We start from the raw sequence: 12,499 nt of genomic DNA on the forward strand, positions 1-12,499 counted from the left end.
CCTACGGCCTGTCGAGTGGCGTCCTTCTACCCAACGAGTCGGGTTTCGTCAACCGCCATCGGGGTGTGCAGCGCCGCGCGCGGCCGTTAATTATCCGTTAACCACCTGCCCCGTCATCGCCGTCGCGCCGGCGGCCAGCGCGGAGCCGTCTGACGCGCCTTCCCGGCCCCGCAGCCCCCCTCGCCCTCCCAAAAAAACAGGGCCGCCCGAAGGCGGCCCCATCATGCCCTGTCGTGCATCCCAGGCGATCACTCAGCCGCCGGCAGCGCGCCGGTTGGCGGAACCGCTGGCGTCGGAGCCGGGCGCCGGTGCTGCGCCAGGATCAGATCATCGCGCCGGGTCGCGATCTCGCGCAGCGCCGCAGCGACCGAACCCGTGCCCGCCGGGATCAGCGAGCCAACGATCACGTTCTCCTTCAGGCCTTCCAGATTGTCGGACTTGCCGTTGACCGCCGCCTCGGTGAGGACGCGGGTGGTCTCCTGGAACGAAGCCGCCGAGATGAACGAGCGGGTCTGCAGCGACGCCTTGGTGATGCCGAGCAGCACCGGGTTGCCCTGGGCCGGCTGCTTCTTCTCTTCGATGAGCGCCTGATTGGCCTCATTGAGATCGAAACGGTCGACCTGCTCGCCGGTGAGGAACTCGGAATCGCCTGGATCGGTGATCTCAACCTTCTGCAGCATCTGGCGAACGATCACCTCAATGTGCTTGTCGTTGATGGTCACGCCCTGCAGACGGGAGACCTCCTGGATCTCGTTGACGAGATAGGCGGCCAGTTCCTCGACGCCCTTGATGGCGAGGATGTCGTGCGGCGCGGGATTGCCGTCGACAATGAAGTCGCCAACTTCCACCACGTCGCCGTCCTGAAGGTGAATGTGCTTGCCCTTCGGGATCAGGTACTCGACCGCATCCGAACCATCATGCGGCTCCAGCGACAGGCGACGCTTGTTCTTGTAGTCACGGCCGAAGCGGACGGTGCCCGACTTCTCGGCGATGATGGCGGCTTCCTTCGGACGCCGCGCCTCGAACAGCTCCGCCACCCGCGGCAGGCCGCCGGTGATGTCGCGGGTCTTGGCGCTGTCCATCGGGATACGCGCCAGCACGTCGCCAGCCTTGACCGTCGCGCCGGGATCCACCGCAATGATCGCGTCCACCGACAGCAGCGAACGGGCGTCGCTGCCGCGCTGCAGCTTGGCGATCTTGCCGTTCTGCATGATGACCATCGCCGGCTTCAGGTCGGCGGTGCGCGCGCTTCCGCGCCAGTCGATGACCATACGCTTGGCGATGCCGGTCGACTCGTCGACCGTCTCCGTCAGCGATGCGCCCTCGACCAGGTCCTCGTACGCCACCACGCCGTCGACCTCGGTGAGAACCGGACGGGTATAGGGGTCCCAGTCGGCAATGCGCTGGCCGCGCTTCACCGTATCGCCGTCATCGACCTTCAGGCGCGCGCCGTACTGCACGCGGTGGGCGGCGCGTTCGACGCCGTCCGGCCCCATGATGACGATCGAGATGTTGCGCGCCAGGGCGACGAGCTCACCCTCGGAGTTCCGCGCCACGTGGCGGTTGCGGATCTTGACCGTGCCCTCGAAATTGGTCTCGAGGAACGAATGGTCGGCGATCTGCGCGGCGCCGCCGATGTGGAAGGTGCGCATGGTCAGCTGGGTGCCCGGCTCGCCGATCGACTGCGCGGCGATGACGCCGACAGCCTCACCCATGTTGACCGTCTCGCCACGGGCCAGGTCGCGGCCGTAGCAGGTGGCGCACACGCCGTTCTTCGACTGGCAGGTCAGAACCGAACGGATCTTCACCTGCTGGACGTTCGCGGCGTTGATCGGGTCGATGTGCTTCTCTTCGACCATCTCGCCCTTGGCGACGATCACATTGCCTTCAGCGTCAAAGACGTCCTCCGCCACCGTGCGCCCGAGCACGCGGGACACCAGCGACGCCACGATCTGACCGGAGTCGATGATGGCGCGCATGGTGATGCCGCTCTCGGTGCCGCAATCCGGCTCGCGGATCACCGCGTCCTGGGCGACGTCCACCAGACGGCGGGTCAGGTAGCCCGAGTTGGCGGTCTTCAACGCGGTGTCCGCGAGGCCCTTGCGGGCGCCGTGGGTCGAGTTGAAGTACTCAAGAACGTCCAGACCTTCCTTGAAGTTCGAGACGATGGCGCTCTCGATGATCTCACCCGACGGCTTGGCCATCAGGCCGCGCATGGCGCCGAGCTGCTTCATCTGCGCCGGCGAGCCACGGGCGCCGGAGTGCGCCATCATGTAGATGGAGTTCACCGGCAGGTCGCGGCCGTTGGCGTCCTTCTTGACGGTCGAGATGCCGACCATCATTTCGGCGGCCAGCTTGTCCGAGCACTTGGCCCAGGCGTCCACCACCTTGTTGTACTTCTCGCCCTGGGTGATCAGGCCGTCCTGGTACTGCTGCTCGTAGTCCTTCACGAGCGCGCGGGTGGCGTCGACGATCTCCCACTTGTTCGGCGGCACGACCATGTCGTCCTTGCCGAAGGAGATGCCGGCGCGGCAGGCGTGCGCGAAGCCCAGCGCCATGATGCGATCGCAGAAGATCACCGATTCCTTCTGGCCGCAGACGCGGTAGACGAGGTCGATGAGCCCCTGGATCTCCTTCTTCGTCATGAGCTTGTTCACGACGTCGAAGGGCAGACGCGGGTGCGAGGGGATGACGCGCGACAGGATCACGCGACCCGGCGTGGTGTCATAGGTGCGCGTCGTCTGCTCGCCGTTCTCGTCGAGACCGGTCCAGCGGTACTTGATCTTGCTGTGCAGCGTCACGACCCGGCTGGCGATGGCGTGCTCGAGCTCGCCGAACTCCCCGTAGACGCCCTGCATGGGGTTGCGCGTATTGCCGGCCTTGTATTCGCCTGGCTCGCCGTCCGCGATCATCGACAGGTAATACAGGCCAAGCACGATGTCCTGGGACGGCACGATGATCGGCGCGCCGTTGGCCGGGTGCAGGATGTTGTTGGTCGACATCATCAGCACGCGCGCTTCCAGCTGCGCTTCGAGCGACAGCGGAACGTGCACGGCCATCTGGTCGCCATCAAAGTCGGCGTTGAAGGCCGCGCAGACCAGCGGGTGAAGCTGGATCGCCTTGCCTTCGATCAGCACCGGCTCGAAAGCCTGAATGCCGAGACGGTGCAGCGTCGGCGCGCGGTTGAGCAGCACGGGATGCTCGCGAATGACTTGCTCGAGAATGTCCCAGACCTCAGGCCGTTCCTTCTCGACGAGCTTCTTCGCCTGCTTGACGGTGGCGGAAAGACCCTTCGCCTCGAGCCGCGAATAGATGAACGGCTTGAAGAGTTCGAGCGCCATTTTCTTCGGCAGGCCGCACTGGTGGAGCTTCAGCTCCGGGCCGACCACGATGACCGAGCGGCCCGAATAGTCCACGCGCTTGCCGAGCAGGTTCTGGCGGAAGCGCCCCTGCTTGCCCTTGAGCATATCGGCGAGCGACTTCAGCGGGCGCTTGTTCGCGCCCGTTATGACGCGGCCGCGGCGGCCGTTGTCGAACAGCGCGTCGACCGCTTCCTGCAGCATCCGCTTTTCGTTGCGGATGATGATGTCGGGCGCGCGCAGTTCCATCAGCCGCTTCAGTCGGTTGTTTCGGTTGATGACGCGGCGATAGAGGTCGTTGAGGTCGGACGTCGCGAAGCGGCCGCCATCGAGCGGAACGAGCGGGCGCAGCTCCGGCGGAATGACCGGGATGACGGTCATGATCATCCATTCCGGACGGTTGCCGGATTCGATGAACGCCTCGATGAGCTTCAGACGCTTCGCGAGCTTCTTGGGCTTCAGTTCGGTGGTCGCCTCGGCGATCTCGGTGCGCAGATCGGTGGCAATCTTCTCAAGATCGAGCGCGGTCAGGATTTCGCGGATCGCTTCGGCGCCGATGGCCGCCGTGAAGCTGTCCTCGCCATACTGATCCTGCGCGTCCAGATACTCTTCTTCCGACAGAAGCTGGCGCTCCTTGAGCGGCGTGAGACCGGGCTCGAGAACGATGTAGTTCTCGAAGTAGAGGACGCGCTCAAGATCCTTCAGCGTCATGTCGAGCAGAAGGCCGATGCGCGACGGCAGCGACTTCAGGAACCAGATATGGGCGACCGGCGCCGCAAGCTCGATGTGGCCCATGCGCTCGCGCCGGACCTTCGACAGCGTGACTTCGACGCCGCACTTCTCGCAGATGATGCCCTTGTACTTCATCCGCTTGTACTTGCCGCACAAGCACTCATAGTCCTTGATCGGACCGAAGATGCGCGCACAGAAGAGGCCGTCACGCTCGGGCTTGAACGTGCGGTAGTTGATCGTTTCCGGCTTCTTGATCTCGCCGTAAGACCAGGAAAGAATCCGCTCGGGGCTCGCGATCGAGATCTTGATCTGATCGAATGTCTGAGCCGGCACCGTCGGATTGAAAAGGTTCATGACCTCTTGGTTCATGCACTTCTCCTAGGGCCTCCAGGAAAACGGGGTGTCGCGTTTGACATGTCCGATGGGGCCAGCCGGACATGTCTGCCCCGTATGTCGAATTCGGTTGCCTTCCCGTCCGCTGCGGGAGAAGGCGGCGGCGCGCTCCTCATCGAAGCGCGCCGCATCGTGTCGTCTAGCCTGCCTGCGGCAGCAGCAACTCGACATTGAGGCCGAGCGACCGCATTTCCTTCACAAGCACGTTGAAGCTCTCGGGAATGCCGGCTTCGAACGTGTCGTCGCCGCGGACGATCGCCTCATAGACCTTGGTGCGTCCGGCAACGTCGTCGGACTTCACCGTCAGCATTTCCTGCAGCGTGTAGGCCGCGCCATATGCTTCGAGCGCCCAGACTTCCATTTCGCCGAAACGCTGGCCGCCGAACTGGGCCTTGCCGCCCAGAGGCTGCTGCGTGACGAGGCTGTATGGGCCGATCGAACGCGCGTGGATCTTGTCGTCCACCAGGTGATGCAGCTTCAGCATGTAGATGTAGCCGACAGTCACCTTGCGATCGAACTGCTCACCCGTGCGCCCGTCATGGAGCACGACCTGGCCGGAGTGATCGACGCCGGACATCTCGAGCATCTCGACGATGTCCTGCTCATGAGCACCGTCGAAGACCGGCGTCGCGATCGGCACGCCCGCCTCGAGGTTGCCCGCCATCTCGACGAGCTGTTCGTCGTCGAGCGAGGCCACCGTCTCGTCCTTGCCGTAGATCGTCTTGACGAGGTCCTTGAGCTCCCTCGTCTTCTCCTCGCGGCGATAGACGTCGAGAGCGGCCGAGATCTTCTTGCCGAGGCTCGCGCAGGCCCAGCCAAGATGCGTCTCGAGGATCTGCCCGACGTTCATGCGGCTCGGCACGCCGAGCGGGTTGAGCACGATATCGACCGGCTGACCGTCCTCAAGATAGGGCATGTCCTCCATCGGCACGATGCGGCTGATGACACCCTTGTTGCCGTGACGTCCGGCCATCTTGTCGCCCGGCTGCAGCTTGCGCTTCACCGCGACGAACACCTTGACCATCTTCATCACGCCGGGCGGCAGCTCGTCGCCGCGCTGCAGCTTGTCGACCTTGTCGGCGAAGCGCGCCTCGAGACGCTGCCTGCCCTCGTCGAACTGCTTCCTCAGCGCCTCGACTTCGGCCATCGCCTTGTCGTTCTGAAGCGCGATCTGCCACCACTGGCCCTTCGTCAGGCTGTCGAGCACCGCGCTCGTCACCTTCGAGCCCGCCTCGAGGCCCTTCGGGCCGGAGACGATCTGCTTGCCGAGCAGAAGCTCGGACAGGCGGCCATAGACGTTGCGCTCGAGGATCGCGAATTCGTCGTCGCGGTCCTTCGCGAGACGCTCGATCTCCTCGCGCTCGATCGCCATGGCGCGCTCGTCCTTGTCGATGCCGTGGCGGTTGAACACGCGCACCTCGACGACCGTGCCCTGCACGCCGGGCGGCAGGCGAAGCGACGTGTCGCGCACGTCCGACGCCTTCTCGCCGAAGATGGCGCGCAGCAGCTTCTCTTCCGGCGTCATCGGGCTCTCGCCCTTCGGCGTGATCTTGCCGACGAGGATGTCGCCCGGATTGACCTCGGCGCCGATATAGACGATGCCGGCTTCGTCGAGGTTCTTCAGAGCCTCTTCACCGACGTTCGGAATATCGCGCGTGATTTCCTCCGGCCCGAGCTTCGTGTCGCGCGCCATCACCTCGAATTCCTCGATGTGAATGGAGGTGAACACGTCGTCGCGCACGATCCGTTCGGAAATCAGGATCGAGTCTTCGAAGTTGTAGCCGTTCCAGGGCATGAACGCGACGAGCACGTTGCGGCCCAGAGCGAGATCACCAAGCTCCGTGGACGGACCGTCGGCGATGATGTCGCCCTTCTTCACCTGGTCGCCCACGCGCACGAGCGGGCGCTGGTTGATGCAGGTGTTCTGATTCGAACGCTGGAACTTGCGCAGGTTGTAAATGTCGACGCCCGACTTCGCGGGGTCGAGTTCTTCCGTCGCACGGATAACGATACGGGTCGCGTCGACCTGATCGATCACGCCGGTGCGGCGCGCCGCGATGGCGGCGCCGGAGTCGCGCGCCACGACCGCTTCCATGCCGGTGCCGACGAGCGGCGCCTCGGAGCGGATGAGCGGCACGGCCTGACGCTGCATGTTCGAGCCCATGAGAGCGCGGTTGGCGTCGTCATTCTCGAGGAAGGGAATGAGCGCCGCAGCCACCGAGACGATCTGCTTCGGCGACACGTCGATGAAATCGACCTGCTCCGGCGGCACCATCTCGAAGTCGCCGTCGATGCGGCAGTTGACGAGTTCGCCTTCGATCTCGCCCTTCTTGCCGATCTGGATGTTCGCCTGGGCGATGCGGTAGCGCGCCTCTTCCATGGCGGAGAGATAGACGACCTCGTCCGTCACCTTGCCGCCCTTGACGCGCCGGTACGGGCTTTCGATGAAGCCGTACTTGTTGACGCGCGCGAAAGTGGCGAGCGAGTTGATGAGACCGATATTCGGGCCTTCCGGCGTTTCGATCGGGCAGATGCGGCCGTAATGCGTCGGGTGAACGTCGCGAACCTCGAAGCCCGCGCGCTCGCGCGTAAGGCCGCCCGGCCCGAGAGCCGAGAGGCGGCGCTTATGCGTGATCTCGGAGAGCGGGTTCGTCTGGTCCATGAACTGCGAGAGCTGCGACGAGCCGAAGAACTCGCGCACCGCGGCGGCCGCCGGCTTCGCGTTGATCAGGTCGTGCGGCATCACCGTGTCGATATCGACCGACGACATGCGTTCCTTGATCGCGCGCTCCATGCGGAGCAGACCGACGCGATACTGGTTCTCCATGAGCTCGCCGACCGAGCGCACGCGGCGATTGCCGAGATTGTCGATGTCGTCGATCTCGCCCTTGCCGTCGCGCAGGTCCACCAGCGTCCTGATGACGGCGATGATGTCTTCCTTGCGCAGCACGCGCACCGTGTCCTCGGCGTCGAGGTTGAGGCGCATGTTCATCTTCACGCGGCCGACGGCCGAGAGATCGTAGCGCTCGGGATCGAAAAAGAGGCTCTGGAAGAGCGCCTCGCCCGTCTCCGGCGTCGGAGGCTCGCCCGGACGCATCACGCGGTAGATGTCGATGAGGGCCTGATCGCGGTTCGTGCACTTGTCGACCGCAAGCGTGTTGCGGATGAAGGCGCCCGTGTTGACATGGTCGATGTCGAGCGTCGCGAGCTCGTCATAGCCCGCCTCGACCAGCGTCTGAAGCAGCTTCGGCGTGATCTCCTCGCCCGCCTCGGCGAAGATTTCACCCGTCTCCATGTTGACGATTTCATCGGCGAGATAGCGGCCGAAGAGATCCTCGTCCTGAACGCGAAGCTCCTTGAGCCCGTCTTCGGCGAGCTTGCGCGCGAGGCGCGGCGTCATCTTCTTGCCGGCTTCAACCACGACCTTGCCGGTCTTGGCATCGACGAGATCGTGCTCCGGCTTCACGCCGCGGAAGCGCTCCGCGTCGAAGGGCACACGCCAGCCTTCCTTCGCCTTGGTGAAGGTGACGCGGTTGTAGAACGTGCTGAGAATGCCCTCGGAATCGAGGCCGAGCGCATAGAGAAGCGTCGTCACCGGCAGCTTGCGGCGACGGTCGATGCGCACATAGACGATGTCCTTCGCGTCGAACTCGAAATCGAGCCACGAGCCGCGATAAGGGATCACGCGCGCGGCGAAGAGAAGCTTGCCCGAGGAATGGGTCTTGCCCTTGTCATGATCGAAGAAGACGCCCGGCGAGCGGTGCATCTGCGAAACGATGACGCGCTCAGTGCCGTTGACGACGAAGGTGCCGTTCTCGGTCATGAGCGGCATGTCGCCCATATAGACATCCTGCTCCTTGATGTCCTTGACGGACTTCGCGCCCGTATCCTCGTCGACCTCGAACACGATGAGGCGCAGCGTCACCTTGAGCGGCGCGGCAAAGGTCATGCCGCGCTGCTGGCACTCATCGACATCGTATTTCGGCTGCTCGAATTCGTAGCGAACGAACTCAAGAGTGGCCGTATCGGAAAAATCGCTGATCGGGAAGACCGACTTGAAGACGGACTGAAGGCCCTGGTCGAGGCGTCCGCCGGCCAGCTCTTCAACCTGCAGAAACTGATCGTATGAATATTTCTGGACTTCAATGAGGTTCGGCATTTCGGCGATCTGCGGAATGCGACCGAAGGATTTGCGAACCCGCTTACGACCAGTGAAGGACTGCGTCATCTGTGCTCCTCGCAACGCTCTGATAAGAACGGCGGCCGGGCCTGTAGTCTTTCGAAGGCTGAGCCGCCCGGTCAGTATGCCCAGCCATTTCTCTCTTCGCCTCCACCCCCTGGGGAGAGAGGCCGGGACGAGGAACACCGCCCTCGTCCCGTCTCACATACGCAGGTCGAATTACTTGAGTTCGACCTTGGCGCCAGCCTTCTCGAGCTGGGCCTTGATCTTGTCGGCTTCTTCCTTCGAAGCGCCTTCCTTGACGGTCTTCGGCGCGCCTTCGACGAGATCCTTCGCTTCCTTGAGGCCAAGGCCGGTGATCGCGCGGACTTCCTTGATCACCTCGATCTTCTTGTCGCCGGCGGCGGCAAGGACGACCGTGAATTCGGTCTGGGCTTCAGCGGCCGGAGCGGCAGCGCCGCCGGCGGCAACAGCGGCGACCGCGACCGGAGCCGCAGCCGAAACGCCCCACTTCTCTTCGAGAAGCTTAGAAAGCTCGGCGGCCTCGAGAACCGTAAGGCTCGAAAGCTCGTCGACGATTTTTGCAAGATCAGCCATTTTTCACATCTCTCTTGGTTCGGTTGGTATCGGTAATCACGACAGCAGCCCCGCTCGGGGATCAGGCTGCTTCGCCCTTGGTGGCATAGGCATTCAGCACGCGTGCGAGCTGACCCGCCGGCGCCTGCACCACACCCGCAATGCGGGTCGCAGGCGTCTGGATCATGCCCACCAGCTTTGCACGCAGCTCGTCGAGCGACGGCAGTTCAGCAAGCTGCTTCACCGCATTCGCGTCGAGGAACGTCTCGCCCATCGCGCCGCCCAGGACCACCAGCTTCTGGTTTGCCTTGGCGAACTCGACCGCGACCTTGGGGGCCGCAACCGGGTCTTGCGAATAAGCGATAGCCGTCGGCCCGGCGAACAGATCAGCGATCTGTGCGTTCGCCTTCGTGCCTTCCAGAGCGAGCTTGGCGATCCGGTTTTTCGTTACCTTCAACTCGGCGCCAGCCTTGGCCATCCGCATACGGAGATCAGTCATCTCCGTCACGGTGAGGCCGCTGTAGTGGGCGACGACGACCACATTGGCGCTTGAGAAAACGCCGTTGAGGTGCGTCAAGAGCTCTGCCTTTCCAGCTCTATCCACTTGCTCTCTCCGTGCGCATGAAACCCTCATGCGCCTGGGGGCGGTTTTATCTCCCCAACAGGGAGCCTCGACCGCCATTGGCATTTGCCGCCCATCTCATCCCTTGAAGGCCAGCTTCGCGGGGCTCCGACGAGCAGCGCTCACTTGCCTGTCCCGGGTTCCAACCGATCCCACCGGCCCGAGGGCCCATGAAACCGTTCAAACTCCCGTCTATTGCCGGCCGCCTCATCTGGCGATTAAGCCTCGGCTCGCGCCTCGGCACCCGCAGTCTCGGACAGGTAAACGGACGATGGCGTGGCCACTCCGGCCCATGAGCCGAAGCGACCACGCTTCCCGTCCGTCTGACCGCCTCGCACCTTCCGATGCGAAACGGAAACTCTCAACGCGCGAGCCCTCAGGCCGCGTGAACGCTCTGCGGCTCGACCTTCACACCAGGTCCCATCGTCGAGCTGATGGCGATCTTCTTGATGTAGGTGCCCTTGGCGCCTGCCGGCTTCGCCTTCTGCACGGCATCGATCAGCGCACGGACGTTGCCGAGGATCTGATCTTCCGTGAAGCTCGCCTTGCCCACGCCAGCCTGCACGATACCCGCCTTCTCGACGCGGAACTCGACCGCACCGCCCTTGGCCGCCTTGACAGCCTCGGCGACGTCGGGCGTGACCGTGCCCACCTTCGGGTTCGGCATCAGGCCGCGCGGGCCCAGCACCTTACCGAGACGGCCGACGAGCGGCATCATGTCCGGCGTGGCGATGCAGCGATCGAACTCGATCTTGCCCGAAAGGATCGTCTCGGCCAGATCTTCGGCACCGACGATATCGGCGCCCGCCTTCTGCGCGGCTTCGGCCTTGTCGCCCTTCGCGAAAACCGCGACGCGGACCGAACGGCCGGAGCCGTTGGGCAGCGCGACAACGCCGCGAACCATCTGGTCGGCATGGCGCGGATCGACGCCGAGAGCGATCGCCACTTCGATCGTCTCGTCGAACTTCGCCGTTGCATGCGCCTTCACAAGCTTGATCGCCTCGTCGAGCGAGTAGGCCTTCTTGTTGTCGACGCCTTCACGGGCCTTCCTGATACGCTTTCCGTCTTTGCTCATCGCCCTTACTCCACAACCTGCAGGCCCATGGAACGGGCGGAACCGACAATGATCTTCGTCGCCTGATCGAGATCCTTCGCGTTGAGGTCCGCGAGCTTGGCTTCCGCGATCTCGCGGCACTGCGCCATCGTCACGGAGGCAGCAGGCGTGCCGCGACCCGGGGTCTTGGAAGCCGTCTCGATCTTCGCAGCCTTCTTGAGGAAGTAGGTCGCCGGCGGCGTCTTCATCACGAAGGTGAAGGAGCGGTCGGAATAAGCCGTGATGACGACCGGAATCGGCATGCCCGGTTCCATCTTCTGCGTCTGCGCGTTGAACGCCTTGCAGAATTCCATGATGTTCAGACCGCGCTGACCGAGCGCGGGGCCGATGGGCGGCGACGGGTTAGCTTGGCCCGCCTTCACCTGCAGCTTGATATAGCCTTCGATTTTCTTCGCCATTTCAATCCCCTTCCGGAAAATCCGGAGATACTGGGTTAGTGGTCAGCGACGCAGCGGATCGAACGAAACCGCAGCGCCTCCCACAACAAGGACGGGTCAGAGCTTCTCGACCTGTCCGTACTCGAGTTCGACCGGCGTGGCGCGGCCGAAAATCGACACGGCCACCTTGAGCCGCGCCTTCTCTTCGTCGACTTCCTCGACGAAACCGTTGAACGACGCGAACGGCCCGTCCGCAACTCGAACCTGCTCGCCGATCTCGAACGTGACCGAAGGCTTCGGACGTTCGACGCCCTCCTGCACCTGGTGCAGAATATGGTCGATCTCGCGCTGGCTGATCGGCTGCGGCTTGTTGTCCGCGCCGAGAAAGCCCGTGACCTTCGGCGTGTTCTTGATCAGATGATAGGTCTGATCGGTCAGTTCCATCTTCACCAGCACATAACCGGGATAGAACTTTCGCTCGGTGCTGACCTTGCGGCCGCGCCGAACCTCGACGACCTCTTCGGTCGGAACGAGGATTTCCTCGAACAGTTCCTCAAGACCCTGCTGTCCCGCCTGCTCGCGGATCGACTCCGCGACCTTCTTTTCGAAGTTCGAGTAGGCGTGAACGATATACCAGCGTTTGGTCATAATCTTCTGTCTTTCGAGGGGCGCGCCCCTGGCCTTAGCTTCCCAGACCGAGAATGAGCGAAACCCCGTAGCTCAAGGTCATGTCCGCCGCGAAGAAAAATATCGTCGTGAAGGCGACCATGATGAAAACCATGATCGTTGTCACCACCGTCTCGCGGCGCGTCGGCCACGTGACCTTCGCGGTCTCGGACCTCACCTGCTGCAAGAACTCAAGCGGATTGGTTTTCGCCATGACCTCTACAAGAGTCCCTTCAAGTTCATCGAGTCCGCGGTGGCAGGAGTGGAGGGGCTCGAACCCCCAACCCCCGGTTTTGGAGACCGGTGCTCTACCAGTTGAGCTACACTCCTAATCCCGCCGAGAACGCGGACGGATTACTTCAACACCTTCGAGACGACGCCAGCGCCGACGGTCCTGCCGCCTTCACGGATGGCGAAGCGGAGCTTCTCCTCCATCGCGATCGGCGCGATCAGCGTCACGCTCATCTTCACGTTGTCGCC

8 protein-coding genes, 1 tRNA gene and 1 pseudogene are annotated in these 12,499 nt (G+C 63.4%); all 10 read right to left on the reverse strand.

The window, feature by feature from the left end; genetic code table 11:
- Positions 1-248: 248 nt before the first annotated feature.
- Complete coding sequence (gene rpoC / locus WBG82_RS14455; protein WP_424425391.1) at positions 249-4,460, reverse strand: DNA-directed RNA polymerase subunit beta'; 4,212 nt, start codon at positions 4,458-4,460, stop codon at positions 249-251.
- A 163-nt stretch (positions 4,461-4,623) separates the two neighbouring features.
- Complete coding sequence (gene rpoB, locus WBG82_RS14460; RefSeq protein WP_424425393.1) at positions 4,624-8,712, reverse strand: DNA-directed RNA polymerase subunit beta; 4,089 nt, start codon at positions 8,710-8,712, stop codon at positions 4,624-4,626.
- Positions 8,713-8,883: 171 nt separating this feature from the next.
- Positions 8,884-9,261, reverse strand: coding sequence for a 50S ribosomal protein L7/L12 (gene rplL / locus WBG82_RS14465; protein WP_424425395.1), 378 nt, complete (start codon positions 9,259-9,261; stop codon positions 8,884-8,886).
- Between the two features lie 61 nt (positions 9,262-9,322).
- Positions 9,323-9,844, reverse strand: a complete 522-nt coding sequence (gene rplJ, locus WBG82_RS14470) for a 50S ribosomal protein L10 (protein WP_424425397.1) — start codon at positions 9,842-9,844, stop codon at positions 9,323-9,325.
- Positions 9,845-10,238: 394 nt separating this feature from the next.
- Positions 10,239-10,937 carry a 50S ribosomal protein L1 gene (rplA, locus tag WBG82_RS14475; protein WP_424425399.1) on the reverse strand — a complete coding sequence of 233 codons (699 nt, stop codon included), beginning with the start codon at positions 10,935-10,937 and terminating at the stop codon, positions 10,239-10,241.
- A 5-nt stretch (positions 10,938-10,942) separates the two neighbouring features.
- Positions 10,943-11,374 (reverse strand): 50S ribosomal protein L11, encoded by a 432-nt coding sequence (rplK, locus tag WBG82_RS14480; RefSeq protein WP_424425401.1) that lies wholly within the window; start codon positions 11,372-11,374, stop codon positions 10,943-10,945.
- Positions 11,375-11,470: 96 nt separating this feature from the next.
- Positions 11,471-12,001, reverse strand: coding sequence for a transcription termination/antitermination protein NusG (nusG, locus tag WBG82_RS14485; RefSeq protein WP_324301859.1), 531 nt, complete (start codon positions 11,999-12,001; stop codon positions 11,471-11,473).
- A gap of 34 nt (positions 12,002-12,035) precedes the next feature.
- Positions 12,036-12,233: a preprotein translocase subunit SecE gene (secE, locus tag WBG82_RS14490; RefSeq protein ID WP_424425403.1), complete on the reverse strand. Its 198-nt coding sequence runs from the start codon at positions 12,231-12,233 to the stop codon at positions 12,036-12,038.
- A 40-nt stretch (positions 12,234-12,273) separates the two neighbouring features.
- Positions 12,274-12,349: transfer RNA gene (locus WBG82_RS14495), tRNA-Trp, on the reverse strand.
- Between the two features lie 24 nt (positions 12,350-12,373).
- Positions 12,374-12,499 (reverse strand): annotated as a pseudogene (gene tuf / locus WBG82_RS14500) (elongation factor Tu); the annotation flags it as partial.

Origin of the sequence: Parvibaculum sp., from assembly GCF_049671045.1 — a bacterium.
GTDB lineage: Bacteria > Pseudomonadota > Alphaproteobacteria > Parvibaculales > Parvibaculaceae > Parvibaculum.

What these genes read in the sequence shown, in the direction of transcription:
- rpoB (WP_424425393.1), bottom strand. Translation starts at nt 8,712, where the DNA reads ATGACGCAGTCCTTCACTGGTCGTAAGCGGGTTCGCAAATCCTTCGGT.
- rplK (WP_424425401.1), bottom strand. Translation starts at nt 11,374, where the DNA reads ATGGCGAAGAAAATCGAAGGCTATATCAAGCTGCAGGTGAAGGCGGGC.
- rplL (WP_424425395.1), bottom strand. Translation starts at nt 9,261, where the DNA reads ATGGCTGATCTTGCAAAAATCGTCGACGAGCTTTCGAGCCTTACGGTT.
- rplA (WP_424425399.1), bottom strand. Translation starts at nt 10,937, where the DNA reads ATGAGCAAAGACGGAAAGCGTATCAGGAAGGCCCGTGAAGGCGTCGAC.
- rpoC (WP_424425391.1), bottom strand. Translation starts at nt 4,460, where the DNA reads ATGAACCAAGAGGTCATGAACCTTTTCAATCCGACGGTGCCGGCTCAG.
- nusG (WP_324301859.1), bottom strand. Translation starts at nt 12,001, where the DNA reads ATGACCAAACGCTGGTATATCGTTCACGCCTACTCGAACTTCGAAAAG.
- secE (WP_424425403.1), bottom strand. Translation starts at nt 12,233, where the DNA reads ATGGCGAAAACCAATCCGCTTGAGTTCTTGCAGCAGGTGAGGTCCGAG.